Source organism: Arthrobacter sp. B3I9 (assembly GCF_030816935.1).
In the GTDB taxonomy this organism is placed as follows: domain Bacteria; phylum Actinomycetota; class Actinomycetes; order Actinomycetales; family Micrococcaceae; genus Arthrobacter.
Genome location: NZ_JAUSYO010000001.1, coordinates 1,010,065 through 1,034,856, shown reverse-complemented (window position 1 = coordinate 1,034,856; position 24,792 = coordinate 1,010,065). Strand labels below are relative to the sequence as shown.

The following is a 24,792-nucleotide window of genomic DNA, read 5'->3' as shown; positions in this document are numbered from 1 at the left end:
ACGAAATCTTCTACAGGAGGTAGAACTGGAAAGTTTAAAGAAATGTTCCCTGCCGTTGGAATAAAAGATGCAAATGCATGTTTATACTGGATGCAGCAGTTAGTTGAGACTTCAAGCAAAGGTTCAACTGGCGATCAGAACTAGAGCACTACCCGCCCGATACAAGGAGAAACATCATGGCTCTTCCCGCAAACATCACCACCGGCACCTGGTCCCTCGACAACTCGCACAGCGAGATTGCCTTCACCGTCCGCCACGCGGGCATCAGCAAGGTCCGTGGCCAGTTCAAGGATGCCGAAGCCACCCTGGAGCTCGCAGAAAACGTGGCCGAGTCCAAGGTCAACGCAACCATCAAGACGGCGAGCTTCGATTCGGGCGACGCCAACCGCGACGGCCACGTCCGCGGCGAGGACTTCTTCGACGTCGAGAAGTTCCCGGAAATCTCCTTCGTCTCCAGCACCATCGTCCCCAAGGGTGACGCTTACGAACTCCAGGGCGACCTCACCATCAAGGGCGTTACCCGTCCGGTGGCCCTTGAGACCGAGTTCAACGGCGTTGCCGTCGATCCGTTCGGCAACACCCGCGCCGGCCTGTCCGCCGAAACAACCATCAGCCGCAAGGACTTCGGCCTGACCTGGAATGCGGTCCTCGAAGCCGGCGGCGTGCTCGTCAGCGACAAGGTTGCCATCAACCTGGAACTGGCCTTCATCGCTCCCGCAGCCTAGTCACCTCTTGCAGGACACCCCGTTCCGTCTTCCGGACGGAGCGGGGTGTCCTGTTTAAGCGACTACCAGCTGGTGGCCCGACTGTACGGCCGTGTCTCTGGATCCGGCCGAAGAATACCTCTCTCGAATGATCCGCGCAGCCTGAGCCCGCTGTACGGTTGGACTAGACCATGCTGGGGGCAGGGCCAGAGAACCGGTCCCGGTAGCCGACCAGATCGACACGTGAAGGACCGACCATGAGCATTCCTCCAGTCCCCCCGGCAAACCCCGACGGCCCCGTCCCGGGCGACCAGCCGAACCCGAACTACGGGCAGAACCCGCCTCAGTACGGGCAGAACGCCCCGCAATACGGGCAGAACGCCCCGCAATACGGGCAGAACGCCCCGCAATACGGGCAGAACGCGCCACAGTACGGGCAGAACGCCCCGCAATACGGGCAGAACGCGCCACAGTACGGGCAGTCGCCCTACGCCCAATCGCCCTACTCCCAGTACCCTGCGGGCCAGCAGCAGACGGCCGACGGCGTGCCCAAGCTCGTCAACATTGCCTTCTGGCTGATTGTTGCCTCGGGAGTGGTGTGGCTGCTCTCGCTCCTGCTGTCCATCGGCAGCCTGGACACTCCCGCCATGCGGGACATGTTCGAGGAGCAGATGGCCGCCAGCGGGGCCAACGTCAGTTTCAACGACATCAAGCCCTTCCTGGTGGGGACCATCCTGGTGTTCGCCGTGATCAGCGCCGGCCTTTACGCGCTCGTGGCCCTCAACGTCCGCAAGGGCAAGAACTGGGCACGCGTACTCGGCACGGTCTTTGCCGCGCTCTCACTCCTCAGCCTGTTCCCGCTGAGCATCGGCACCCTCGCTGTGCTGGCCGGCGTCGCGGGCATCGTGATGCTGTATCTGCCGACGACGTCGCCGTACTTCCGCAAGCAGCAGCCCTTCGCCAATCCCTACGGTCAGCCCGGGAGCCCGTTCGGGCACTGATCCGCCGGGCAGCCGCCCATGGGGCGCGGGAGCCAGAGCCGCTGACGTTAGTCGGCGTCCTCCGGGTCCTGCGCCCTTTGTGCGTGATACGCGAGGATCTGGAGCTCTGTTGCCATATCCACTTTGCGGAGGTTGACTCCAGGGGGCACCTGCAGCATCACCGGGGCGAAACTGAGGATGCTCCGCACGCCGGCCGCCACCACACGGTCACACATGCCCTGCGCTGCGGCTGCGGGGAGGGCCAGGACCACCATGTTGGTCCCTGTCCGCAACAGGACGGACTCCAGGTCCGCCGCGTCGCTGACGCGCAGCCAGCCCACTTCGCTGCCCACAACCATCTGGTCGGCGTCGAAGATCGCAACGATGTCGAATCCCCGGGATTCAAAACCGCCATACCGGGCCAAAGCCTTGCCCAGGTTGCCGGCGCCGACGATCGCAACCCTCCAGTCGTGCGTCAGGCCCAAAGCGGCCGCAATATTCCGGTTGAGGTATTGAACCTCGTAGCCCACGCCACGCGTCCCGTAGGACCCGACGTAGGACAGGTCCTTGCGGAGAGTCGAAGAGCTGACGCCGGAGGCCTCGGCCAGCGACTCGGACGAAACCCGGTCCACGCCGTCGGCCAGCAGGGTGGTGAGGGCGCGCAGATAGATGGTCAGCCGGGCCACGGCGGCAGGTGGGATCTGCTTTGCGGCAGTCCCGGCTCCCCCGGGCACAGCCTCGGGGGATGAATCCAGCGAAGTCACTATCTGCTCCATTGCGTCGCGTTGTGTTTCCCACTCTAGAGCCCACGCAGTTCAGCCAACAAAGCAGTCGCGCTCAGGACCGCCCGTCGAGCGCCCGTCGCAGGGTCCGCTCAAGGCGGGCTTCATCGATCGTCCAGAAATCCCGCTGGATACCGTCAACCAGCACCACGGGAATCTCCTCGGCGAAGCGCTCCCGGAGCGCAGGGTCGGAATCCACCGACTGCTCGCTCCAGCCGATCCCCAGCGCCTCCGTGACCCGCGCGACGGCGGCGCGCGCGGCGGCGCAGAGGTGGCAGTCAGCTTTGGTGATCAGAACGACATCGGGACGGGGCGCGGGCGAAGGCATGGTTCCACGGTAGCCCGGCGCATCGCCGGGCGTCGACGCGGGCCGGAGGCGCGGCCGCCGGCCCTGCTGCGGCAGGAACTAGACTCGTGGCATGCCCGAGGAGAAGTACGTCGCTGTTACCACGAACCCTGCTGCAGCGCCGCAGCACGGTGAAGCGGCCTTTTTCGACGTCGACAACACCCTCATGAAGGGCGCGAGCCTGTTCCATGTTGCACGCAAGATGCACCAGCGCGGAGCGTTCACCATTCCGCAGGCGGCGGGCTTTGCGTGGAAGCAGCTCATGTTCGTGCTGCGCGGCGAAAACATGGACGACGTGCACGCTGTCCGCGACTCGGCCCTCAACCTGGCGTCCGGATTCACGGTTGAGGACGTCGCTGCGCTGGGCGAAGAAGTCTACGACGAGATGATCGAATCCCGGATCTGGCCGGGCGCCAAGGCGCTGGCCGAGCAGCACCTCAGGGTGGGCCGCAGGGTCTGGCTTGTGACCGCCACGCCCATCGAGGTGGCCACTGTGATCGCCAGCCGACTGGGGCTGACGGGAGCCCTGGGTACCGTCGGCGAGATCCTGGACGGCTCGTACACGGGACGGCTGGTGGGCGATATCCTGCACGGCCCGGCAAAGGCTGTCGCAGTCAGGGAGATCGCCCGGACTGAGGGTCTGGACCTCAACCAGTGCTGGGCCTACAGCGATTCGCACAACGACATTCCGCTGTTGAGCATGGTGGGGCACCCCGTGGCGATCAACCCCGACTCCCGCCTGCGGCGCCATGCACGGGAAAACAACTGGCCCGTTTACGACTTCCGCTCCGGGCGGCGGGCCGCCACGCTGGGCCTTAGGGCGGCCACCGCCGGTGGCGTGATCTACGGGCTGTGGCGGGGCTTCTCCCGCTTCCGCGGCCCCCGCTGATCCCTCTTAGGGCTTCTGGGTCCGTTCCCGTTGGATGGACCGCCGCCGTAGCACTGCGAAAAAGAAAAAAGATGCCCGCGGCCTGGAAGGCAACGGGCATCTTTCCTGCAGTACGAAGTGGTACTACTTCTTATTGCGGCGCTGGTGGCGCGTCTTGCGAAGCAACTTGCGGTGCTTCTTCTTGGCCATACGCTTGCGACGCTTCTTAATAACTGAACCCACGAAAGTTCCTTACCGGCTAGATGTAGTACCTGCCGTTGGGAAGGGTCCGCGGGCTAAGCAGCAGACTGAACAACAGACAGGTTCTTACTTTGACGTAAAACGTTCCTTAACAGGGTACCGCCTATCCGGGGCACACCATGACCGGGGCCAAGGCACCGGGGCCGAGGCACGGGGCAGGGCCCCGGTCCAACAGGCACGCGGGATCTAACCGGTCTCGGTGTGGCCGTCCACCACGGCACCCTTGAGGTACTGTTCGACGGCGCTTTCCGGCACCCGGTACGAGCGGCCGAACCGGACCGCGGGCATCTCACCGGAGTGGACGAGGCGATACACCGTCATTTTGGACACCCGCATAAGCGCCGCGACTTCCGCCACGGTCAAGAATCGTGCGTTGGAGAAGTTGGCCTCCGGTGACATTTTTCCCTATTCCTAACTCAACAAGCGGCAGCCCCAAGACAGGGGACATGGCGGTGTGCCGATGCTGAGCCATCAAACAACCGTGTGTTAGATACTCTAGGGGCTGATGGTGCCGCTGTGAAAGGCCCGGCCTGCAACAGGGCAGACCGCCCGCAAGAAGTGCCGAGCGGCGGCTCGATTTCTCGCCGCGGGAAGCCCCGGCCTTGGGACGCCTAGCCCCGGGTCCGCCTAGTTCGCGCCGACGCCGCCAGCTGCGCGAGGACGGACGCCGTCACCTCCCAGTCCATGCACGCGTCCGTGACACTCTGGCCGTAGAGCAGCTCGTCCCGTCCTGCCGCGTGCGCATCCACGTCCAGGTTCTGCGCTCCGCCGACCAGGAAGCTCTCCAGCATGACGCCCGCGATGGCCGCCGCCGATGCTCCCCCGGTTTCCAGCTGGGCCCCGACCTCGAGGGCGACCTCGGCCTGCCGGTGGTGGCTCTTCCCGCTGTTGGCGTGGCTGGCGTCGACGATCAGGCGCGGGTTCAGCTGCCGCGCGGCCAGAGCCGAGGAAGCGGCCTCGACGTCGGCTGCGGAGTAGTTCGGGCCCGTCCGGCCGCCGCGGAGGATGATGTGGGCGTCCGGGTTGCCCGCCGTCGACACGAGTGCAGCCCGGCCCTCGTCGTCGATCCCGAGGAAGGCCTGGGCAGCACCGGCGGCACTGCAGGCATCCAGCGCGACCTGGAGCCCGCCGTCGGTCCCGTTCTTGAAACCGATCGGCATCGAAAGCCCCGAGGCGAGCTGCCGGTGGATCTGGCTTTCGGTGGTCCGTGCCCCGATTGCGCCCCAGGAGACCAGGTCAGCCATGTATTGGGGGCTGACCGGCTCAAGGAATTCGGTGGCGGTGGGCAGGCCGAGCGCGGTGACCTGCTGCAGGAACCCTCGGGCTGCCCGCAGCCCGGCGGCGATGTCGTGGCTGCCATCGAGCAGAGGATCATTGATCAGGCCCTTCCAGCCCACGGTGGTCCGCGGCTTCTCGAAGTAGGTGCGCATCACGATCAGCAGGTCTTCCCGGTGCATTTCCGCCTGGCTGACCAGCCTGCGGGCGTATTCGAGACCGGCCTTGGGATCGTGGATGGAGCATGGGCCGACAATCACCAGGAGCCGGTCGTCGACGCCGTCCAGGATGGCCCGGACCTCCTCCCGGCCTCGTCCGACGACGTCGGCGGCGCGGGCGCCCAGCGGCAACTCAGCCATCACGGCCTGCGGTGTGGGCAGCTGCATGAACTCGCTGACACGCAGGTTGGACGTCGAGTGCTGCGACTTGGGGGCTGCTTCGGTGCTCATGTTCGGGTCCTGTCCAAGGTGCGGAGCGGGCCCTGATCAGAACCCGCCGGGAAATGGCGAAGGGCAGAGAATGATCTCTGCCCTGTTGGCTCTGAAGGAAAGTTGGATGCGTGTCAGTTAGACGCGGGCCCCTCCAGAGCCAACGAAAAATACGCATACCAACGGTTTGTCATAGCCCCGACCATAGCCCCGGAATCGTCCGCGCGGCAAACCGGGGTGCGTAACATTGCGCCACAGCCTCGGGAATCAGCTCCCCGGCCCCAGCCCAGCTTCCGCGTAGTAGCCCTCGATATGGTCGGCCACCAACTGCGCCGCGCGGCCGCCGTCGTTCCCCTTGATGGCCGCCAGGATGCCCCGGTGCTCGGCCCGGAGGCGTGCCGCCACGGCGTTCCAGTCCGGCAGGTTTCCGGTGAGCCGGCCCGCGTAGTCCTGGATCGCTTCGCGCAGGGAGCCCATCATGGCACTGACCACGGCGTTACCGGCCGCGTCCGCCAGGGCCAGATGGAAACGCACGTCGAGGGCCAGGAACTCCTCCGTCCCGGCGCAGCTGTCCATCGCCTCGAGCAGAAGGGCGGCCTCGGCGAGCGCCGGGGACTCCGGCCGGGCGCGCGACGCGGCCCAGGATTCCAGCAGCACGCGCGTCTCCACGATGTCGTTAACGGGCAGGTGGGTGGTGGCGACATGCAAGCGGAGGGCCGAGCCCAGGGCCGCGGTGGGGTCGGCGATCACCACCGTCCCCGCGTCCGGGCCCGAACCCACTCCGGCGCGGAGCACACCCATGGCTTCCAACACCCGGATGGCCTCGCGGACCGAGGTGCGGGAGACGTGAAGCTGCTCGGCGAGCGAGCGCTCGGCCGGAAGCCTGCCCCCCAGCACCAGCTCACCGCTGGAGAGCTGTCCTTCAATCCACTTCAGGACAAGCTGGTGGGTTCGCATAGGCCCATCGTACTTGATGTGGTCCAACCACAGGCCTAGACTGTGGTTGGACCACATCCGGTGGAGCTTCGCCGGGTACAGAGCACACCTGCACAGACGAGACCTTGCCCGGAGGCAGCCATGACCCACACCATCAAGCCCGGCAACCCCGAGGTGCCCAGCGCCCCGGCCGACTCCACACCGGCCGGCGGAGCCGCTGCACCACGCCCCGCCAGCGGCGCGCCGCTCGTTCCCGACGCGCTGAGGCGCCGGGTGCCGAAGTACTCGGACCTTGCCCCACTGATGCAGTTCAAGAAGCCGGAGTTCAGCCGGACCGCCAAACTCCGCCGTGCCAGCACCATCTGGGACCTCCGGGACATGGCCAAGCGCCGCACACCGCAGGCCCCCTTTGACTACACCGACGGCGCTGCCGAGGCCGAGATCACCCTGCGGCGGGCACGGCAGGCGTTCCTGGACATCGAATTCCGCCCGGGCATCTTGCGTGACGTGTCCAAGGTGGACCTCGGTACCGAGATCCTGGGGAAGCCGTCGCGGCTTCCGGTCGGTATCGCACCCACCGGCTTTACGCGGATGATGCAGTCGGAGGGAGAATATGCGGGCTCCCGGGCCGCCGCGGAAGCCGGCATCCCCTACACCCTCTCCACGATGGGCACGGCCTCCATTGAGGACGTGGCCGCGGCAGCCCCGGACGGCCGGAACTGGTTCCAGCTCTACCTCTGGACCGACCGGAACCGTTCCCTCGAACTCATCGAGCGGGCCGCCAGGGCCAGCAATGACACCCTCATGGTCACCGTGGACACTGCCGTCGCCGGGGCCAGGCTGCGCGACGTCCGGAACGGCATGACCATCCCGCCCGCGCTGACGCTCAAGACCGTTGTGGACGCGTCCTACCGCCCGGCCTGGTGGTTCAATTTTCTCACCCACGAGCCACTGACCTTCGCATCCCTCTCGCGCTACACGGGTACCGTGGCTGAGCTCATCAACTCCATGTTCGACCCGACCCTTACCTTTGACGACCTCGACTGGCTGCGGGAGACCTGGAAGGGCAAGCTCGTGGTCAAGGGGATCCAGACCGTCGAGGACGCACGTAGGGTGGTGGACCACGGGGCGGACGGGATCATCCTGTCCAACCACGGCGGCCGCCAGCTGGACCGCGCCCCGATTCCGTTCCACCTGCTGCCAGACGTGAACGCGGCACTCGAGGCCGATCACAGCGACGCGGCGGTGATCCTGGACACGGGCATCATGAGCGGCGCGGATATCATCGCCGCGCTGGCCCTCGGCGCGGACTTCACGCTGATCGGCCGGGCATACCTGTACGGGCTGATGGCCGGCGGCCAGGCCGGCGTGGCCCGCGCCCTCGAGATCCTGGAGACGGACATGGTCCGCACCATGGCCCTGCTGGGCGTCAGCCGGCTCTCGGACCTGAACCCGGACCACGTGCGGCTGCTGACGAAGTAGTCCGCCCCGGCTACTTCCTGCGGCCGAACTTCGGCAGGTTGGCCAGCAGGTCGGCGGCCTTCGTGGCGGCACGGCCGACGGTGCGTCCGATCTGTTGCGGCATCCTGTCCTCGCCAGGGGCACCGACGGGGAGAACGACGGCGGGACTCAGCGGGCTGCTGGCGCTCCGGCCGGCCAGGGCAGCGGCGGGTCCGGCCGCGGCGGCGGCCGCGGCGGCCGGCTGCGGAGCGGCAGGGCTGGCGCCGGCCAGGGCGAGGTTATCTGCAGCGGGCTCAAGCAGCGTGTCCGGAAAGCGGGCCGCGGGCGGGGCCGGGGTGCCGACGTCGAACGTCTGGAGCCAGTTCGCGATGCCTGCGAGCGGCTTCGGGTTCAGGGCGTAGTAGCGTTTCTGGCCCTGGGCCCGCATGCTCACGAGGTCCGCTTCGCGGAGCACTTTCAGATGTTTGGAGATGGTGGGCTGGCTTGCCTCGAGCTCCTGGACCAGCTCCCCCACTGCCTTGTCCCCCTTGCGGAGGGCCACCAGAATGTCACGCCGGGTTGCCTCAGCAATGACGGCAAATACGTCGTCTGTCACCATGTCCTCCACACTAGCGACATATACGCCGGATGGCATCCACTATTTCCCGGCCCGTCCCGGCCAGGCTCCGCCGATCCAGGCGAGGCTCCGGCTGCGTCAGTCGAACCAGGGATCCAGGCCGTAGAGCGGAAACACTTCCTTGCGGGTGGCCATGACAGTGCGGTCCACTTCGTCGTTGGGGTCGAACCCTACCTCCCAGGATCGCCACCACAGGTCCACGTCGTCCCCCATCATGGCGGGCGGTTCGGCGCCGTACTTGTCCTGGACGTAGTGCCGCCAGTCCTCCGGGACCGGCGTCCGGAGCGGGACCGGGCGTCCTGCCGCGATCGCGATCAGGTGGCTCCAGGAGCGGGGCACCACGCTTATGACGTTGTAGCCGCCGCCGCCGGTGGAGATCCAGCGGTCACCGCAATAGCGGGCGGCGAGGTTGCCGATCGCCGTGGCAACTTCCCGCTGGCCGTCCACGCTGATGTTCAGGTGGGTCAGCGGATCCAGCCGGTGCGAATCGCAACCATGCTGGCTGACAATCACCTCCGGCTCAAAGGCTCCCACCAGTTGCGGCACCACCGCGTGGAAGGCCCGCAGCCAGCCGGCATCGCGGGTGCCGGTCGGAAGCGCGACATTCACGGCGCTGCCCTCGGCCTTCGGTCCGCCGATCTCATTGGCGAAGCCGGTGCCCGGGAAAAGGGTCAGTCCGGACTCATGCAGCGAGATGGTCAGGACGCGCGGATCATCCCAGAAGATGCTTTGGGTGCCGTCGCCGTGGTGGGCGTCGACGTCGATGTACGCGACCCGCTGCACGCCGCCGTCGAGCAGGCGCTGGACCGCCAGGGCGGCGTCGTTGTAGATGCAGAAGCCGCTCGCGCGCTCGCGGGAGGCGTGGTGCATCCCGCCGCCGAAGTTCACCGCCCGGACGGCGCTGCCGTCGAGGATTGCGGCGGCGGCGAGCAGCGAGCCGCCGGCGAGCCGGGCGCTGGCCTCGTGCATGCCGGCGAAAGCGGGATCGTCCTCGGTGCCGAGTCCGCGCTCCACATCGGAGGTGCCCGGGTCCGCACTCACCCGGCGGACGGCGGCCACGAATTCGGGACTGTGCACGGTGTGGAGTTCGTTGTCGGATGCCACCTCGGGGGCCGCGACGCTGACGTGCTCCAGGTCCAGCAGGCCGAGGCTGCCGGCCAGCCGGGCCGTGAGCTCCATCCGCTCCGGAGCCATCGGGTGGCCGTACCCGAAATTGTAGGCAGTCATGTCCGGGTGCCACACCACCGTCGTCGGCAATGCGGTCCGCGCGAGTCCGGGCAGGTATGTCATCAATCACAGGCTACCCGAGCCGGGCCGCCTGCTCCCCCGTCACTGCGCGGACTTTAGTGGTTTACTACTGAAGGAAGAAGATTCAACCGAGGACACGCCACACATGACGCAAAGCCAGTCGAGGTCCACGAGCCCGGTCAGCTGGCATCCCGGGCCTCCCCCCGAGCGGGAGGGCCTGTGGATCTTCACGCGGCTGCGCGACTTCATCGACAGCATTGCCAACAGCTCGCCCGCGCGCCTTGCACTCACCACCTTCGCCGTGGTGATCCTGGTCTTCACGGCCCTGCTGTCGTTGCCGCTGTCCTCGGCCTCCGGAACCGTCACGCCCGTGCACCAGGCGCTGTTCACGGCCGTGTCCGCCGTCTGCGTCACAGGCCTGACGGTGGTCTCCACCGCCGCGCACTGGTCCTTCTTCGGGCAGCTCGTCATCCTGATCGGCGTCTTCGTCGGCGGCCTGGGCACCCTGACGCTGGCGTCCCTGTTGGCGCTCATGGTCAGCAAGAGACTGGGCGTCCGCGGCAAGTTGATTGCGCAGGAGGCCATGAACGCCGGCCGGCTGGGCGAGGTGGGCACGCTGCTGAGGATCGTGATCGTCACCTCCGTGGTGATCGAAGGAGCCCTCGCCCTGGCGATGATCCCGCGTTTCCTCGCTCTGGGCGAAAGTTTCGGCCAGTCAGTCTGGCACGGCGTGTTCTACTCCATCTCCGCTTTCAACAACGCCGGTTTCACGCCCCATTCGGACGGCATCGTCCCCTATGAGACCGATCTGTGGATCCTGGTGCCGCTGATGCTGGGCGTCTTCCTCGGCAGCCTGGGCTTCCCCGTGGTCATGGTGCTGCAGCAGAACGGACTGAACTGGAAGAAATGGAACCTGCACACCAAGCTGACCATCCAGGTGTCCTTCATCCTCCTGTTGGCGGGGCACCGTGCTGTGGGGGCTGATGGAGTGGGAAAACTCGCGGACCATCGGCGGCATGAGCGACTCGGACAAGGTCATCCATTCGCTCTTCGCCTCCGTGATGACCCGGTCCGGAGGCTTCAACCTGGTGGACCAGAACCAGATGGATTCGACCACCATGCTGCTGACGGATGCCCTGATGTTCGCCGGCGGCGGCTCGGCCTCGACGGCCGGCGGCATCAAGGTCACCACCATCGCAGTCATGTTCCTGGCGATCGTCGCCGAGGCCCGGGGAGACTCGGACGTGAAGATTTACGGCCGCACCATTCCGGCGGGCACCATGCGGGTGGCCATCTCGGTGATCGTCGCCGGCGCAACCCTGGTGGCCGTGTCGGCGCTGCTGCTACTTGAGATCAGCGGCGCGTCCCTGGACCGGGTCCTGTTTGAAACCATCTCCGCCTTCGCCACGGTGGGCCTGAGCACCAACCTCAGCGCCGAACTGCCGCCGTCGGGCGTCTATGTCCTCAGCGCCCTGATGTTTGCCGGGCGCGTCGGAACCGTCACCCTTGCCGCCGCGCTGGCCCTGCGCCAGCGCAGCCAGCTGTACCACTACCCGGAAGAGAGACCCATCATTGGCTAGTTCAACAGGCGCCGTCGACCGGCCCGCCCACAACGCCCCCGTGCTGGTGATCGGGCTGGGCCGTTTCGGCTCATCCACCGCCGAGCAGCTGGTCAAGCAGGGCCGTGAGGTGCTCGCCATTGAACGCGACCGGACCCTGGTGCAGAAATGGGCCAGCGTCCTGACGCACGTCGTCGAGGCCGACGCAACCAACATCGACGCCCTCCGGCAGCTCGGCGCGCAGGAGTTCAGCTCCGCTGTGGTGGGAGTGGGCACGTCGATCGAGTCCTCCGTGCTGATCACGGTCAACCTCGTGGACCTCGGCATCCAACACCTCTGGGTCAAGGCGATCACCCCCTCGCACGGCAAGATCCTGACCCGCATCGGCGCCCACCATGTCATCTATCCGGAAGCCGACGCCGGCGTCCGCGCGGCGCACCTTGTCTCCGGCCGGATGCTCGACTTCATCGAGTTCGACGACGACTTCGCGATCGTGAAGATGTACCCACCGCGCGAAACCGTCGGCTTCACCCTTGAGGAGTCCAAGGTCCGCTCCAAATACGGTGTGACGATCGTGGGCGTCAAATCCCCGGGCGAGGACTTCACCTATGCCCGCCCGGAGACGAAGGTCTCTGCCCGGGACATGCTCATCGTGTCGGGCCACGTGGACTTGCTGGAAAGGTTCGCCGCCCGGCCCTGACGGGGCCCGATGGGGCTCGGCTGGGGCCCGGCTGGGGCCCGATGGGGCTCGGCCCTGCTGACCCGGGACTGCTGACCCGGGACTGCTGACCCGGGACCGGGCGCCTCCGCCGTCGGACGCGTCTTTCCCAGTGCCGCTGGCCTGGCTACCGCAGGATCAAGGTCCGGCGGTCTTGGCAGCCTTTGCGGCGGCCTTGGCGGCCTGCTTGCTGGCCCGCACCTTGGCCAGGGACTCCGGATCAACAATGTCAGCGACCGACAAGAAGGCGTTGTCCTCGCCATAGTGGCCGGCGGCCTCGCGCCAGCCTTCAGCCTGGAGGCCACACTGCTTTCCCAGGAGGGCCAGGAAGATCTTCGCCTTTTGTTCGCCGAATCCCGGCAGCGCCTTGAGCCGGCGCAACACCTCCTGCCCGTCGGGGCCGCCTTGCGTCCAGATGGCAGTGGCGTCGCCGTTCCAGTCGTTGCGTACCGTCTCAGCAAGGGTCTGGACACGGGCCGCCATTGATCCGGGGAACCGGTGGACGGCGGGCCGCTCCTTGAACACGTCGACGAACTCCTGCGGATCGTATGCGGCGATCGCCGCCGGCTCCATGGACCCGATGCGCGTCCGGATCTTTTCGGGACCGGCAAAGGCTGACTCCATGGTCACCTGCTGGTCCAGCAGCATGCCGGTGAGCAGGGCAAACGCGTCGTCGCTGAGGAGTCTGTCCGCCGCCGGATCCCCTGTGATGTGTAGTTCCATGCGCCTATCCTGCCACCCGGTCCGCTCTGCGTCATGGGCCGGGCCCGCAGTCCCGCTAAGCCAGCTGCCTGGTGATCTCCGCGGCGCGCTCGGCGGCGGCCCGGGCGCCGTCGGCAACGATGGCGGACAGGCCGCGCTCGTCGAAGGTGGCGATGGCCCGTTCCGTGGTGCCGTTCGGGCTGGTGACGGCTTTCCGGAGCGCCGTCGGATCCGCGCCGGGCTCGGCCAGCATGAGGCCGGCCCCGGCGACGGTTTCGCGGGCGATCAGCAGTGACAGTTCCGGGTCCAGTCCCAGCTCAACGCCGGCCGCCGCCATGGCTTCCGCGAGGTAGAAAGCATAAGCAGGCCCGGAGCCGCTGACGGCAGACAAGGCGTCGACCTGGTCCTCGGGAACCTCGACGACGGTGCCGGCGGCAGCCAGGAGGTCCTTGGCGAGCTGGAGCTGCGCGGCGGTGCAGTGGGTTCCAGGTGACACCGAGACGACACCCCGCCCCAGCTTCGCCGGGGTGTTGGGCATGGTGCGGATGACGGGCTGGCCCGCGGGCAAGGCCGCTTCCAGCTGCTCCAGGGACACCGCCGCGGCGACGCTGATCACGATCGCATCCGGTGCGAGCGAGTCACCGACCTCCCGGGCGAGGTCCGCAATGCCCACCGGCTTGACGCCCAGGATCACGACCCGGGATCCGGTGGCCGCCTGCTTATTGTTGTCCGGTTCCTCTTCGCCGGCGATTGCCGTGATGCCGGGGTGCCGTTCAGCCAACTCCGCGGCGCGTTCGGCACGGCGGACGGTGGCGACGATGTCCGCCGGGTCGGTTCCGCCGGCGATCAGGCCGCCCATGATTGCCTCGTTCATTGACCCACAGCCCAGGAAAGCGATTCGGTTGCTCATGTCCCCATCATTGCAGTCCGCCATGATTCCCAGCCAGCTCACACCAACGGCGCAGCCTTCTCACAAATTGCGGCACTACCTTGGTGAGTACCTCATTGAGGGTGCGAGTGATACCGCAACCATGCGGATGGTTGCCTGGCACCGGTGGTCTGCAAGGGTTTCCCCCATTTTTCCCGCAGCGGCCCGCCGGTGCCTTCGCCGTTTAAGGCGCGGGTGCTGTTCAGGAGCGGGTGCTGCCTAGGCGTGGGGTTGCTGGCGGCGTTACTCGTTCCACCGCGGCTGGGATATCCCCAGACCCCGCAGCCGGGCTGCCAGGAAGGTTTTGTCCGCGTCGTTTCCCGCCAGCTGCAGGGCAGAACGATAGGCCGCGGCGGCGTCGCCGAAGCGGTTCAGCCGCCTGAGGAAGTCGGCACGGACGGCGTGGAAAAGGTAGAAGTTGTCCAGGCCCAGGCCCTCGAGCTGCAGCAACGCCTCGTGCGGCCCGTAGAGTTCGGCGACGGCCACGGCCCGGTTGAGCGCTGGAACGGGGCCGGGAGCGACGGCGAGCAGCTGATCGTAGAGGCTGAGGATCTGTCCCCAGTCGGTCGATGCAGCGTCGGGTGCGTCGCTGTGCACGGCGTTGATGGCGGCCTGCAGCTGGTACGGTCCGGGCTGGTTGCGGCGCAGGCACTGACGTACCAGCTCCTGGCCTTCGGCGATGAGCTGCCTGTTCCACAACCGCCGGTCTTGATCCGCCAGCAGGACCAGCCCGCCGTCGTCGTCGCGCCGGTCGGGATCCAACCGAGCACCGCGCCGGGATTCACTGAGCAGCATCAGGGCCAGCAGGCCCTTTGCCTCCGCTTCATCCGGCATGAGGGACGCGAGCAGCCGGCCCAGCCGAACCGCTTCGGCGCAAAGGTCCGGGCGGACCGGTCCGGGGCCGGAGCTCGGACTGTAGCCTTCGTTGAAGAAGAGATACACGACGGCGAGCACCGACCGCAGCCGGCCCGGCAACTCGGCTCCCTGCGGGACGCGGTAGGGAATGTTGGCGTTCCGGATTTTTGCCTTGGCCCGGACCAGCCGCTGGGCCATGGTGGCCTCCGGAACCAGGAAGGCACGGGCGATCTCCGCCGTGCCCAGCCCGCCCAACAGGCGCAGCGTCAGGGCCACCCGGGCTGCCTTGTTGAGCGCCGGGTGGCAGCAGGTGAAGATGAGCCGCAGCCTGTCATCGGACACTGCTTCCTCCTCCGCCTCACTGCCCGATGTCCCGATTCCGGGGAAAGCTGCGTTTGACGGGCCCGTCCGCGCTGCCTGCAGCAGGGCTGCCCTGGCCTGCCGGTCGTCCCTGCTGGCTTCCCGCCGCAACCGGTCGATGGCGCGGTTCCGGGCCGTGGTGATGATCCAGCCGGCGGGACTGGCGGGCGGACCCCCGGCAGGCCAATGCTCCAGCGCGGCGGTGAAAGCGTCCTGGACTGCTTCTTCGGCGAGGTCGATACTCCCGAAAGCCCGGGTGAGGACCGCCACGGCACGTCCGTACTCCTGCCGGAAGATCCGCGCTATCTCCGCGCCGGGCTCGTCCTGGGACATGGCCTGATTCCTGTGCTGGCCGAGTTCCTAGTGCTGGATAGGCCGCACTTCGATGGGCAGGGTGGTTGCGCGGGCCAGTTTTCCGGCCCAGCCAAGCGCCACATCAAGATCCGCTGCGTCAATGACGGTGAACCCGCCGAGGTGCTCCTTCCCCTCCACAAAGGGACCGTCCGTGACGAGCACTTCAGAACCCTGCTGCCGGACGACGGTGGCGGTGTCGGTGGGGTGCAGCCCCGCCGCGAACACCCACACACCGGCGGCCTTCATGTCTCGGTTGACGTTCTCGAGGTCCTTCATGATGGGTTCTAGGACCTCCGGTTCCGGCGCCGGGCCAACAGGCTGGTAAACGCTGAGCAGGTACTGTGCCATCGTGATGTCCTCCTTGACGATCCGGCCGGCTCTGTACCGGCCTCTCACCTTCTAAACGAACGGACTGCACCCGGATCGACACTTTCCTGCCGGAAGTTGCACCGGTTTCGCTCAGCTGACCTCGGCGGCCCGGCGGGCGGCGGACTGGGTGTCCGCGAGCCGGCCCACGTGCGGAGCCGGTTCCAGCGGCCCGTCGAAGACCAGCTGGTCCAGGCGCCGCAGAATGAGCCCCTCCCGCAAGGCCCAAGGGCAGATTTCCATGCTGGGGAACCGGAAGAGCTCCAGTGCCGCCTCCGCCACGAGCGCACCGGCCAGCAGCTGGGGTGCACGGGCCTCCGAGACCCCGGGAAGGTGCAGCCGGTCCTCAATGGTCATGGCCGAGATGCGCTGCGCCCAGAGGCCCAGGTCCGTGGCGAACAGCTCACGCTTGACGTAGGGTCCGGCGGCACTGGGTGCGGCCCCCGCGATGCGCGCCAGGGAGCGGAAGGTCTTGGAGGTTCCGGCCACGAGGTTCGCCCGGCCCAGGCTTTCGAAGTTGCGCACCACAGGACTGAGCGTGGCCCGGATGTAGCCCCGGAGTTCCTTGACGCTCCTGGCCGTGGGCGGGTCCTCGCGCAGCCAGTCCCGCGTCAGCCGGCTCGCTCCGAGCGGGACGGACATGGCCAGTTCGGGGAGTTCGTCCTGCCCGTAGGCCATTTCGAATGAACCGCCGCCGATGTCGAGGTCCAGGATTGGACCGGCGCCCCAGCCGTACCAGCGGCGGACCGCGAAGAACGTCATGGAGGCTTCTTCACTGCCGGCCAGTTCCTGGAGGGTCACGGTGGTTTCGTGCTTGACCCGGGCCAGGACTGCGGGCCCGTTCGTGGCCTCGCGGATGGCCGACGTGCAGAACGCCAGGAGATCGGCGGCCTTGTGCTTGGCGGCGAATTCCCAGGCCTCCAGGACGAACTCAATCAGCTCATTCTGGCCGGCGTCGTTGATGTTGCCGTCGCCGTCGAGGAACTGCACGAGGGACAGCGGGCGTTTGTGGGAGGCGAAGGGCACCGGGCGCGCGCCCGGGTGCGCGTCGACCAGCAGCAGGTGGACGGTATTCGAACCGATATCGAGGACGCCAAGACGCATGGTGCCATTATTCCCCCGCGGGGGCGGCTGGCCTAACCGGCCTTAGCCCTGCCCGCCCCCGGGTCCTGGGAGGTCCCCGGCATCCTGCCCGTCGGCATCGGCGGGCTTGAAATCGCGGCGGATGTTGGCAACGCCTTCCGGATCGATCTCGAAGCCGAATGCTGCGCCGGGGTTGATGACCATGCCGAGCTCGTCCCCGAGGTTGCCGATGATCGCGGCACCCTGCGTGCCAAGCACATTGGGCGCAGCTTCCAGGTACTGCTCCCCGACGCGGCTCGGGTGCGAAAACACTGCCAGGACGGGCTTGCCGGCGGAATTGGCGAGCACAAGCGGCTCGACCTGCGAGTCCGGTCCCTCAAGGGCGTCGGAGCTGACCACGTACACCTCGTTATTGAGGAAGGCCAGGATGACGTCAATAGGATTGGCGTCAGGCTGCTCACCCCGGGCGAGCTGCTCTTCGAGATCGTTCAGCGGCTGGGGATCTGAAGGAGTCTGCTGTTCAGTCATGCTCCTACTCGATCACGTCGCTGCCGGCTCCGCAAACACGACGACGCCGGCAGCCCGCCCTACTTCTTGGCGACGGCCTTGCGCGCGGGAGCCTTGCGGGCCGTCGTCGTACGCTTGACCGGTCCCTTGGCGCGCTTTTCCGCAAGCAGCTCGACGGCGCGTTCCCGGGTCAGCTCTTCCAGCGAGGTGGTGCGCGGGACGGTGATGTTGGTGACGCCATCGGTGATGTACGGGCCGAAACGGCCTTCCTTCACCACGATGTTCTTCTCCGAAACCGGGTCCGGACCGAACTCCGCCAGCGGGGGGACGGCCGCGCGGGCGCCACGTTGTTTGGGCTGCGAGTAGATCTCCAGCGCCTGTTCGAGCGTGATGGTGAAGATTTCTTCCTCGGACCCGATGGACCGGGAATCCGTACCCTTCTTCAGGTACGGGCCGAACCGGCCGTTCTGGACGGTGATCGGGTTGCCCTCGGCGTCCTGGCCGAGCACCCGGGGAAGGCTCATGAGCTGCAGCGCCTCATCCAGCGTGATGGTGTCCACGCCCATGGACGCAAACAGGGACCCGGTGCGCGGTTTGGCCTTGACGGGCTTTTTCGGCGGCTTGGGTTTGCCGTTCTTGTAGTACTCCACCGGCTGGTTGGCCAGCTGTTCCTCGGTCATCTCGGGAATGATCTCGGTGACGTAGGCTCCGTAGCGGCCGTTCTTGGCCACGACCGTGTGCCCCGTGTGCGGATCCTTGCCGAGCACCCGTTCCTCCGGCGCCGCGGTCTCCATCAGTTCGACGGCCTTGGCGGCAGTGAGCTCGTCCGGCGCCAGGTCCTCGGGAACGTTGGCGCGGGAGTTCTCCACGACTTCACCGGTTTTTGGATCCACCGTCGCGGCGGAGCTCTCCAAGTAAGGACCGAACTTGCCCACCCGCAGCGTGATCTCGTCCGTGATGGGGATCGAATTGATCTCGCGGGCATCAATTTCGCCGAGGTTGTTCACGATGCTCAGGAGGCCGGGATCGGCGTCTTCACCGAAGTAGAAGTGCTTCAGCCAGGTGGCACCGGCCGCCTCGCCGTTCGCGATCTTGTCCAGGTCCGCTTCCATGTCGGCCGTGAACTCGTAGTCCACGTAGTCGTGGAAGTGCTGTTCCAGGAGCCGGACCACGGAGAACGCGATCCAGCTCGGAACCAGCGCGGAGCCCTGCTTCCGGACGTAGCCGCGGTCCTGGATGGTGGAGATGGTGGAGGCGTAGGTCGACGGGCGGCCGATCCCCTTCTTTTCCAGCTCGGCGGTCAGGGACGCTTCCGTGAAGCGCGGCGGCGGCGACGTCTCATGGCCGACGGCGACAATCTCCGAGGCCGTGAGGGCATCGTCCTTGGCGACGTTCGGCAGCCGGCGGGCTTCCTCGGAATCCTCGTCGCCGCGGCTTTCGTCCTTGCCTTCTTCGTACGCGGCGAGGAACCCGGGGAACGTGATGACCGTGCCTGAGGCCGAGAATTCCGCGTCCCGGCTTGCGCCCGTCGTGGCAGCAGCCACTGCGCCGAGGCGGATGGTGGCCGTTGAACCCTTGGCGTCGGCCATCTGCGAGGCGACGGTGCGCTTCCAGATGAGCTCGTAGAGCCGGAACTCGTCGCCGGACAGCTGCTTGGCCACCTGGGCCGGGGTGCGGAAGGAGTCACCGGCGGGGCGGATGGCCTCGTGGGCCTCCTGCGCGTTCGCGGCCTTGCCGCTGTAGACCCGCGGAGACGCCGGGATGTATTCCGGACCGTACAGTTCCGAGGCCTGGCGCCGCGCGGCCGTGACGGCCTCGTTGCTCAGTGCGGACGAGTCCGTACGCATATAGGTGATGTAGCCGTTTTCGTACAGGCGCTGGGCCACCTGCATGGTGCTTTTCGAGGAGAAGCGCAGCTTGCGGCCGGCCTCCTGCTGCAGCGTGGAGGTGGTGAACGGCGCCGCCGGGCGGCGGGTGTAGGGCTTGGTGTCGACGGAGCGGACGCGGAAGTCCGCATCCTGCAGCCCCGCCGCGAGGGAGGTGGCGAGTTCCTCGTTGAGGTGGACGACGTTTCGGGCGGTGAGCTCGCCATTGTCGTTGAAGTCACGGCCGCTGGCGACCTTGGCGCCGTCGACCGCTGCCAACTTGGCCTTGAAGGACGCCGAACCGGCTCCGGTCCCGAACTGGCCGGTGAGGTCCCAGTAGGAGGCCGCCTTGAACGCCATGCGCTCGCGTTCGCGGTCCACCACCATGCGGGTCACCACGGACTGCACGCGGCCGGCGGAGAGGCCGCGGGCAACCTTGCGCCACAGCACGGGCGAGATCTCGTATCCGTACAGCCGGTCCAGCACGCGGCGGGTCTCCTGCGCATCCACCAGGTCCTGGTCGACGTCGCGCAGGTTGTCCATGGCGCGGTGGATGGCTTCCTTGGTGATTTCACCGAACGTCATGCGGTAAACCGGCACCTTGGGCTTCAGTACCTCCAGCAGGTGCCACGCGATGGCCTCGCCCTCGCGGTCCCCATCGGTTGCGAGATAGAGCGCATCGGCGTCTTTGAGCTGGGCCTTGAGTTCGGCGACCTTTTTCTTCTTGTCCGCGGACACCACGTAGTACGGCTTGAAGTCGTTTTCAACGTCGACGGCGAACTTGCCCACCGACGTCTTTTTCAGTTCAGCAGGGAGTTCCGAGGGCTGCGGCAGGTCGCGGATGTGACCGATGGAGGCCTCGACGATAAAGCCCTCGCCGAGGTACTTGGCGATGGTCTTGCTCTTGGCGGGAGACTCAACAATGACGAGTTTCTTGCCGGTTTTGGCCTTGCTTGGCACGGTGCTCCTACAGAAAAAGGTTGCTCGGGCAGATGCGCCCATACCCGCCTAGTTCACCATATTTTGCCGATTTCCGCGCAACCGTGTGGAAAACACGGGTCCGCCGCAGCGACTCAGAGCAGAGATGTGACGCCGTGTTCCGGCCCGCGCCCCCGGCCTGTGGAGGGGCCGTCGGCGCTGCCGCCAAGCATGCCGGCGGGACTCTCCGCGGCGCGCCCTGGCACGGCAGCGTTGCCGCGGTCATCCGGGATCATCGACCACATGGTCGCCATCCGCTGGGCGCCGTCGGGCACGCGGTCCGGGTCCTCGAGCTCGTAGTCCCGGAGCAGGGCAAACAACCGCTCGGTCAATTCGGTCCGTTGGTCCGGTGTGAGATACAGCAGGTTGCTGGCCAGCACAACCGACGAGGGGCCGTCCGCGGACTCGCCCCGCTCGCGGCGTTCGACCCGCGTTTTGGCATAGGAGTTGACGCGGCGGCGGAACGCATCCAGCTCCAGGTCCAGCACGGCGAATTCCGGGCTCGCCACTCCCCCGCCGGAGTTGATCGTGAAGTCGGTGCCGGCGGCTTTCCAGCGGCGTTCGCGGGCGTCGCCGGCAGTGGCCGCGGGCACCACCATGCCCCACTTCTGCAGCGCGCGGAGGTGGTAGCTCATGGCGCTGGGCGTGAGGCCGGTCTGGGCGGCGAGCTCGGTGGCCGTCCGGCTGACCTGGGTGGCATACAGCTCGGAAATGACTTCCAGCCGGGCGGCATGGGCAAGCGCTCGGATCGCCTTCGGATCGGTGATTTCCACTTTCTTTTCCGGGCGCTGGCGGCGCTTCGCGTCCGGCGACCCCGCCGTGGGGGTTTCTGCATTCACGGAACCAGTCTATCGAGCGCCGCCGGCTCTGAAGGGGATGCTTGACAGCCTTGAGCCGGGTCCGTGTGGCCGTCAGGCGGGGAGCAGGAAGCCGTCCCGGACCAGGTTTCGCACGTCCGCGAGGAGCCCGCCATGGAAAGTCCCGGCGTCAAAGCCGTCGTACCCACCGAGCAACGCCTCCAGGGCGCCGATGATTTGCCCGACGGACAGGTCGCCGTCGCACGCAGAGACAAAGCCGGCCAGTTCCGTGCTCAGCAGGTTGGTGCGCCGAAGGCCCGCACCCTGGCGCAGCAGGATCACGCCGGGGTGTTCGGCGCCGGGGCGCTGGTGCCGTTCCTCTGTGACATCCTCGGCCACCAGCAGGTGCGCGTCCGCCAGTTCGTGGGCGGCCAGCCAGTCGGCACGTTCGACGGCGGCGCCCAGGTGGGGCCCGACGGGCTGCTCGATCGGGTACGTGATTTCCTCGAAACGGGAAAGCACCGGGGCCGCTCCCTGTGCCGGGCGCCGCAACCAGATCATTCCGAAGCCGATGGCCCCCACCTTCCGGGAAGCAAAGTCGTCAAGGTAGGCGGCATAGGAGTCCTGGTAAAGCCGGCGGTCCCGGGATTCGGACGCGTCCTGCAGCCAGGTCTCCGCGTACTGTTCCGGCCCCACCTGTTCCCGTTGGATGAACCACGCGTCCGTGTCCTGGCTGGCCCAGCTTTGGGGCCGCTCGTCCCAGGCAGCCCCCTCCGGGATCTCCCAGTTGCCCAGTAACTGGGCCGTTCCCGCCGGGGCGAGAACCGAGGGCAGGGCGCGGACCAGGGAAGCGACAATGTCATCTCCCGGCAGGCCGCCGTCGCGGTACGTGAACTGGTCCGCCGCGGCTTCACCGGCGCTACGTGGCGTGATGACGAACGGCGGATTGGAAACCACCAGTTCGAACTTCTCGCCGGCCACCGGTTCCAGCAGTGAACCCAGGCGGAGGCTCACGCGGTCCGCAAGGTTGGCGGGATCCACATGCAGTTCGGCGGCGTTGAGCAACAGATTGAAGCGGGTGAAGGCCAGGGCGCGCTCCGAGATGTCCGTGGCCGTGACGTGCTCCGCGTGGTGCAGCAGGTGGAACGTCTGGATGCCGCAGCCGGTGCCCAGGTCCAGGGCCCGGGCAACATGGCGGCGGGTTGTGACCTGGACCAGCGTGGTGGACGCCTGCCCGATCCCCAGCACATGGTCGTGGCGGAGGACGCCGGGGCGCTGGTGCGCGGCGAGGTCGCTGGCGACCCACAGGTCGGCTCCGCCGCTGCTGACGGTGTCGTCCCCCTCGGTGCCGGCCCAGCCGTAAGGGCGCAGGTCAACGCGCGCCTGCACCAGACCCTCCGCGGACGGTTCCACCAGGCCCAGCTGCAGCAGGCCCTGGGTGCGGATGCTGGGGAGGGCAGCGTCGACGGTCGCGGCCGGCTGCGGCTCGGCCAGCAGCCAAAGCCGGACGACGGCGGCGAGCGCCGCCGTCGTCGGGTCCCCGGACAGGGCCCGTCCGGTGACGATCAGTGCCGGGACCAGCTGGTCCCGGCTGAGGGCCGAATGCGCTGCCTCGCCGAGCAGTTCCGCTACTCCGTCGACGGTGTAGCTGATGGTCCCCAGGTCGGCCGCCAGGGCTTCAAGCAACCCCGGAAGGTCGCTGCGGGGCGCGTCGGGGATGTTGCCGTCGGTAAAGAGCGTTGAGTCGGTCACCGGACAAGCTTAGAGGTGCATTTGCGCGTAGATCCTCAACGCGTCGCGGACGAACGCCGCTCCTGCCTCGCCGCCGTAGTTCGCGGCGAAGCGGGGATCGGCCACATACATGTCGCCAAGGCCGGCCACGTAGCCCTTGATGTCCCTTTCGCCGGTGCCTGTAGCTGCGGGCGTACCGGGAATGCCGGTCAGCCACTGGACGTGCCGCCGGGCCAGCTCCTGCGCCTCCCCGCTGTCCGGGGCGATGCCGGCTAGGGCAGCCGCGGTCCAGTCACTGCCGAGCTGCTGCGACCGCCGCTTCCAGGCGTCCTTTTCCGCGGCGCCCATGCCCCGCCACCAGGCATCGCCGGCGGCATACGCGTCCTTTCCCCAGCGTTCCTCGACCTCTTCCTTGTACTGGGTGTGATCAAAGCCGTCGAACATCTTCTCCGCCATGATTCCTTCTCCTTCTTTCACTGATTGGATGGTCTGCTCGACCGAGGCGATCTGACGGGCCAGCCGGTCTTGTTCCTTCCGGAGCCAGGCGAGGTGACGGCCCAGGGCCTTCTCCGCGTCCGACTCGCGGCCGATGACCTCCGCAACGGCCGGCAGGCCAAGCCCGAGTTCACGCAGGAGCAGGATGCGCTGGAGCCTCACGAGTGCCGCCTGGTCGTAATACCGGTAACCGTTCTGCCCGGTGCGGCTGGGCTTGAGCAGCCCGATGTCGTCGTAGTGGCGCAGCGTGCGGCTTGTGGTGCCGGCAACCTTCGCGATCTGCTGCACGGACCAGTCCATGGTGCAGAGTCCTTTCCGAACGTTGGGCTTCCTGTGCTGCCCTGTTCTCTGAGACTAAAGGTTGACGTTGCGTCAAGGTCAAGTCTCGTAGGGATAGCTCATCGTGGGGAATCCGCACGGCCGCGGGGGGGTAGATTTGAGGAATGCCTTCCCGTACCGGCCGATTCCCCGGCAACTCCGGCGCGCAGCGGCGACTGGCCAGCACGGCGGCCGGCGCCGCCGCGGCGCTCGCCGTCGTGCTCTCCGCCTCTGCGTGCTCTCCCGTCCGTTCTGTTGAGTCCGCCGACGTGCCGGCATGGAAAGCTACCGCGCTTCCTTCAGCCAGCGGCATTGTGCTGGAGGATGCCGGCAAGATCCTGAGCCGCGACCCGATCGTCAAGACGGCCGGAGGAGTCCCCGCCGGAAAATACACGCTGACGGTGAGCTGTGACGGCGGCGGCAAGGCGTTCTTTGAGGTCTCGCTGGACGGACGCCTGCTGACGGAAGCGGGGGCGGCCTGCAACGGGAGCCACGAGACGGCCGCGATCAGCCTGCCCGCCGCCGGCACCGTGAAGATCAGCACCTCCAGCGTGGACGCTCCGCTCATCTACGGCTACCACCTCGCGCCCGCCTAGCTGTCCTGATTCAGTACATTTAGCCGGGCGGGGCAGCCGCTCCGGACTGGGACGTTCGGCTCTGGCGGTTCGTATTCCCCGCGCCTAAAGTCAGGTCATGCCTCGCCCGGAAAGTGTGCGGGAACAAGCAATGCCGCGGAAGCGCATCACGGCGGCAGCCTCCGTCACCTGTGCTGCCTTGCTGGCCGGCGTCCTTGCCGGCTGCGCCTACGAGTACGACGAAGGCCTAGCCAATGACAGCGTCGGCCCCTCCGCAGCACCGACGTTAAGCAATGCCGCCATCCCACCGGATCCCAGCTTGAACCAGCCCGTGTCCGGGGCTGAACTTGATGCCTGGGTTCTGCAGGTGCTGCCCGGCACCAAGGGGGAGATTTTCCACACGGGCTTCGGCACACTTGAGCTCGACGAGGAGCGCAGCGACACCACCGCGCAGCTGCCCAAGGGCACGTACGCCCTGACCCTCGCCTGCCGGAGCACCCGCCGGGTGTCCTTCTCCATAGAAGACGGCGAGAACGAACTCGTGGACCTCAGCCTCCGGTGCGGGACATCCCGGGTGAATGTGGTGACATTGCCGGCTGATGCGGTTCTCTCCATCAAGGTGGACGCGAACGCGCCGGCGAATTTCGCGTACCGCGTCAGCCGCATCTGAACCTGTTGGCCGCTATTTAGCGGGCA

Annotated in this window: 25 protein-coding genes and 1 pseudogene; 8 read left to right on the top strand and 18 right to left on the bottom strand. The window is 67.1% G+C overall.

Annotated features, from left to right (window positions below; all coding sequences use genetic code 11):
- Positions 1 to 176 precede the first annotated feature (176 nt).
- On the top strand, positions 177 to 725 hold the full coding sequence (locus QFZ65_RS04890) for a YceI family protein (RefSeq protein WP_306908567.1): 549 nt from the start codon (positions 177 to 179) through the stop codon (positions 723 to 725).
- A 236-nt stretch (positions 726 to 961) separates the two neighbouring features.
- On the top strand, positions 962 to 1,705 hold the full coding sequence (locus QFZ65_RS04885; protein ID WP_306908565.1) for a hypothetical protein: 744 nt from the start codon (positions 962 to 964) through the stop codon (positions 1,703 to 1,705).
- Positions 1,706 to 1,752: 47 nt separating this feature from the next.
- Here QFZ65_RS04885 and QFZ65_RS04880 read toward each other — a convergent pair whose 3' ends face one another.
- Both QFZ65_RS04880 and QFZ65_RS04875 read right to left on the bottom strand, forming a co-directional pair.
- Positions 1,753 to 2,448, bottom strand: coding sequence for a redox-sensing transcriptional repressor Rex (locus QFZ65_RS04880; RefSeq protein WP_306908564.1), 696 nt, complete (start codon positions 2,446 to 2,448; stop codon positions 1,753 to 1,755).
- Between the two features lie 73 nt (positions 2,449 to 2,521).
- The gene (locus QFZ65_RS04875; RefSeq protein ID WP_306908561.1) at positions 2,522 to 2,794 is read right to left on the bottom strand and encodes a glutaredoxin family protein; all 273 of its coding nucleotides are present in this window, start codon (positions 2,792 to 2,794) and stop codon (positions 2,522 to 2,524) included.
- A gap of 91 nt (positions 2,795 to 2,885) precedes the next feature.
- On the opposite strand from QFZ65_RS04875, the gene QFZ65_RS04870 reads away from it, so the two are divergent.
- Entirely contained in the window at positions 2,886 to 3,701 is an 816-nt protein-coding gene (locus QFZ65_RS04870) for an HAD family phosphatase (protein ID WP_306908559.1), read from the top strand.
- Positions 3,702 to 3,824: 123 nt separating this feature from the next.
- Here the strand turns inward: QFZ65_RS04870 and QFZ65_RS04865 are convergent, their stop codons facing one another.
- From QFZ65_RS04865 to QFZ65_RS04850, 4 genes are all read right to left on the bottom strand, one after another.
- Positions 3,825 to 3,923: a 30S ribosomal protein bS22 gene (locus QFZ65_RS04865; protein WP_003792170.1), complete on the bottom strand. Its 99-nt coding sequence runs from the start codon at positions 3,921 to 3,923 to the stop codon at positions 3,825 to 3,827.
- A 204-nt stretch (positions 3,924 to 4,127) separates the two neighbouring features.
- Positions 4,128 to 4,340: a helix-turn-helix domain-containing protein gene (locus tag QFZ65_RS04860; protein ID WP_306908557.1), complete on the bottom strand. Its 213-nt coding sequence runs from the start codon at positions 4,338 to 4,340 to the stop codon at positions 4,128 to 4,130.
- A gap of 212 nt (positions 4,341 to 4,552) precedes the next feature.
- Positions 4,553 to 5,665: a 3-deoxy-7-phosphoheptulonate synthase gene (locus tag QFZ65_RS04855; RefSeq protein ID WP_306908555.1), complete on the bottom strand. Its 1,113-nt coding sequence runs from the start codon at positions 5,663 to 5,665 to the stop codon at positions 4,553 to 4,555.
- 246 nt (positions 5,666 to 5,911) lie between these two features.
- Positions 5,912 to 6,601 (bottom strand): FadR/GntR family transcriptional regulator, encoded by a 690-nt coding sequence (locus tag QFZ65_RS04850; RefSeq protein WP_306908553.1) that lies wholly within the window; start codon positions 6,599 to 6,601, stop codon positions 5,912 to 5,914.
- Between the two features lie 120 nt (positions 6,602 to 6,721).
- Between QFZ65_RS04850 and QFZ65_RS04845 the strand changes: the two genes are divergently transcribed.
- The gene (locus QFZ65_RS04845) at positions 6,722 to 8,062 is read left to right on the top strand and encodes an alpha-hydroxy acid oxidase (protein ID WP_306908551.1); all 1,341 of its coding nucleotides are present in this window, start codon (positions 6,722 to 6,724) and stop codon (positions 8,060 to 8,062) included.
- Positions 8,063 to 8,072: 10 nt separating this feature from the next.
- Here the strand turns inward: QFZ65_RS04845 and QFZ65_RS04840 are convergent, their stop codons facing one another.
- Positions 8,073 to 8,639, bottom strand: a complete 567-nt coding sequence (locus QFZ65_RS04840) for a helix-turn-helix transcriptional regulator (RefSeq protein ID WP_306908549.1) — start codon at positions 8,637 to 8,639, stop codon at positions 8,073 to 8,075.
- A gap of 96 nt (positions 8,640 to 8,735) precedes the next feature.
- Positions 8,736 to 9,947, bottom strand: coding sequence for an acetoin utilization protein AcuC (locus QFZ65_RS04835; protein ID WP_306908547.1), 1,212 nt, complete (start codon positions 9,945 to 9,947; stop codon positions 8,736 to 8,738).
- Positions 9,948 to 10,050: 103 nt separating this feature from the next.
- Between QFZ65_RS04835 and QFZ65_RS04830 the strand changes: the two are divergent.
- Both QFZ65_RS04830 and QFZ65_RS04825 read left to right on the top strand, forming a co-directional pair.
- Positions 10,051 to 11,485 (top strand): annotated as a pseudogene (locus QFZ65_RS04830) (TrkH family potassium uptake protein).
- Between the two features lie 40 nt (positions 11,486 to 11,525).
- A complete protein-coding gene (locus QFZ65_RS04825; RefSeq protein WP_373427630.1) occupies positions 11,526 to 12,164 on the top strand; it encodes a TrkA family potassium uptake protein in 639 nt (212 codons plus the stop codon).
- Positions 12,165 to 12,320: 156 nt separating this feature from the next.
- Here QFZ65_RS04825 and QFZ65_RS04820 read toward each other — a convergent pair whose 3' ends face one another.
- The 10 genes from QFZ65_RS04820 to QFZ65_RS04775 all read right to left on the bottom strand — a co-directional run bounded on the left by QFZ65_RS04820 (position 12,321) and on the right by QFZ65_RS04775 (position 23,503).
- On the bottom strand, positions 12,321 to 12,905 hold the full coding sequence (locus tag QFZ65_RS04820) for an HhH-GPD-type base excision DNA repair protein (RefSeq protein ID WP_306908543.1): 585 nt from the start codon (positions 12,903 to 12,905) through the stop codon (positions 12,321 to 12,323).
- Between the two features lie 55 nt (positions 12,906 to 12,960).
- Entirely contained in the window at positions 12,961 to 13,794 is an 834-nt protein-coding gene (proC, locus tag QFZ65_RS04815; protein ID WP_306908541.1) for a pyrroline-5-carboxylate reductase, read from the bottom strand.
- Positions 13,795 to 14,055: 261 nt separating this feature from the next.
- A complete protein-coding gene (locus tag QFZ65_RS04810) occupies positions 14,056 to 15,360 on the bottom strand; it encodes an RNA polymerase sigma factor (RefSeq protein WP_306908539.1) in 1,305 nt (434 codons plus the stop codon).
- A 27-nt stretch (positions 15,361 to 15,387) separates the two neighbouring features.
- Positions 15,388 to 15,729: a YciI family protein gene (locus QFZ65_RS04805; RefSeq protein WP_306908538.1), complete on the bottom strand. Its 342-nt coding sequence runs from the start codon at positions 15,727 to 15,729 to the stop codon at positions 15,388 to 15,390.
- 111 nt (positions 15,730 to 15,840) lie between these two features.
- On the bottom strand, positions 15,841 to 16,851 hold the full coding sequence (locus QFZ65_RS04800; RefSeq protein ID WP_306908537.1) for a Ppx/GppA phosphatase family protein: 1,011 nt from the start codon (positions 16,849 to 16,851) through the stop codon (positions 15,841 to 15,843).
- 42 nt (positions 16,852 to 16,893) lie between these two features.
- The gene (locus QFZ65_RS04795) at positions 16,894 to 17,358 is read right to left on the bottom strand and encodes an SseB family protein (protein ID WP_306908535.1); all 465 of its coding nucleotides are present in this window, start codon (positions 17,356 to 17,358) and stop codon (positions 16,894 to 16,896) included.
- Between the two features lie 59 nt (positions 17,359 to 17,417).
- Positions 17,418 to 20,162, bottom strand: a complete 2,745-nt coding sequence (gene topA / locus QFZ65_RS04790; RefSeq protein WP_306908533.1) for a type I DNA topoisomerase — start codon at positions 20,160 to 20,162, stop codon at positions 17,418 to 17,420.
- A 113-nt stretch (positions 20,163 to 20,275) separates the two neighbouring features.
- Positions 20,276 to 21,019, bottom strand: a complete 744-nt coding sequence (locus QFZ65_RS04785; protein ID WP_306908531.1) for a helix-turn-helix transcriptional regulator — start codon at positions 21,017 to 21,019, stop codon at positions 20,276 to 20,278.
- Between the two features lie 72 nt (positions 21,020 to 21,091).
- Complete coding sequence (locus tag QFZ65_RS04780) at positions 21,092 to 22,729, bottom strand: methyltransferase (RefSeq protein WP_306908529.1); 1,638 nt, start codon at positions 22,727 to 22,729, stop codon at positions 21,092 to 21,094.
- A gap of 9 nt (positions 22,730 to 22,738) precedes the next feature.
- Positions 22,739 to 23,503, bottom strand: a complete 765-nt coding sequence (locus QFZ65_RS04775; RefSeq protein WP_306908527.1) for a MerR family transcriptional regulator — start codon at positions 23,501 to 23,503, stop codon at positions 22,739 to 22,741.
- 143 nt (positions 23,504 to 23,646) lie between these two features.
- Here QFZ65_RS04775 and QFZ65_RS04770 point away from each other — a divergent pair, with 143 nt between their 5' ends.
- Together QFZ65_RS04770 and QFZ65_RS04765 are read left to right on the top strand one after the other, a co-directional pair.
- Positions 23,647 to 24,117, top strand: coding sequence for a hypothetical protein (locus QFZ65_RS04770; RefSeq protein ID WP_306908525.1), 471 nt, complete (start codon positions 23,647 to 23,649; stop codon positions 24,115 to 24,117).
- A 97-nt stretch (positions 24,118 to 24,214) separates the two neighbouring features.
- Entirely contained in the window at positions 24,215 to 24,766 is a 552-nt protein-coding gene (locus tag QFZ65_RS04765) for a hypothetical protein (RefSeq protein ID WP_306908524.1), read from the top strand.
- Positions 24,767 to 24,792: the final 26 nt, after the last annotated feature.

Bases quoted from the DNA above. Each gene is read 5' to 3' on its own strand.
- QFZ65_RS04890 (WP_306908567.1), top strand. From the start codon at position 177: ATGGCTCTTCCCGCAAACATCACCACCGGCACCTGGTCCCTCGACAAC.
- QFZ65_RS04885 (WP_306908565.1), top strand. From the start codon at position 962: ATGAGCATTCCTCCAGTCCCCCCGGCAAACCCCGACGGCCCCGTCCCG.
- QFZ65_RS04875 (WP_306908561.1), bottom strand. From the start codon at position 2,794: ATGCCTTCGCCCGCGCCCCGTCCCGATGTCGTTCTGATCACCAAAGCT.
- QFZ65_RS04870 (WP_306908559.1), top strand. From the start codon at position 2,886: ATGCCCGAGGAGAAGTACGTCGCTGTTACCACGAACCCTGCTGCAGCG.
- QFZ65_RS04860 (WP_306908557.1), bottom strand. From the start codon at position 4,340: ATGTCACCGGAGGCCAACTTCTCCAACGCACGATTCTTGACCGTGGCG.
- QFZ65_RS04855 (WP_306908555.1), bottom strand. From the start codon at position 5,665: ATGAGCACCGAAGCAGCCCCCAAGTCGCAGCACTCGACGTCCAACCTG.
- QFZ65_RS04850 (WP_306908553.1), bottom strand. From the start codon at position 6,601: ATGCGAACCCACCAGCTTGTCCTGAAGTGGATTGAAGGACAGCTCTCC.
- QFZ65_RS04845 (WP_306908551.1), top strand. From the start codon at position 6,722: ATGACCCACACCATCAAGCCCGGCAACCCCGAGGTGCCCAGCGCCCCG.
- QFZ65_RS04840 (WP_306908549.1), bottom strand. From the start codon at position 8,639: ATGGTGACAGACGACGTATTTGCCGTCATTGCTGAGGCAACCCGGCGT.
- QFZ65_RS04835 (WP_306908547.1), bottom strand. From the start codon at position 9,947: ATGACATACCTGCCCGGACTCGCGCGGACCGCATTGCCGACGACGGTG.
- QFZ65_RS04820 (WP_306908543.1), bottom strand. From the start codon at position 12,905: ATGGAACTACACATCACAGGGGATCCGGCGGCGGACAGACTCCTCAGC.
- proC (WP_306908541.1), bottom strand. From the start codon at position 13,794: ATGAGCAACCGAATCGCTTTCCTGGGCTGTGGGTCAATGAACGAGGCA.
- QFZ65_RS04810 (WP_306908539.1), bottom strand. From the start codon at position 15,360: ATGTCCCAGGACGAGCCCGGCGCGGAGATAGCGCGGATCTTCCGGCAG.
- QFZ65_RS04805 (WP_306908538.1), bottom strand. From the start codon at position 15,729: ATGGCACAGTACCTGCTCAGCGTTTACCAGCCTGTTGGCCCGGCGCCG.
- QFZ65_RS04800 (WP_306908537.1), bottom strand. From the start codon at position 16,851: ATGCGTCTTGGCGTCCTCGATATCGGTTCGAATACCGTCCACCTGCTG.
- QFZ65_RS04795 (WP_306908535.1), bottom strand. From the start codon at position 17,358: ATGACTGAACAGCAGACTCCTTCAGATCCCCAGCCGCTGAACGATCTC.
- QFZ65_RS04775 (WP_306908527.1), bottom strand. From the start codon at position 23,503: ATGGACTGGTCCGTGCAGCAGATCGCGAAGGTTGCCGGCACCACAAGC.
- QFZ65_RS04770 (WP_306908525.1), top strand. From the start codon at position 23,647: ATGCCTTCCCGTACCGGCCGATTCCCCGGCAACTCCGGCGCGCAGCGG.
- QFZ65_RS04765 (WP_306908524.1), top strand. From the start codon at position 24,215: ATGCCTCGCCCGGAAAGTGTGCGGGAACAAGCAATGCCGCGGAAGCGC.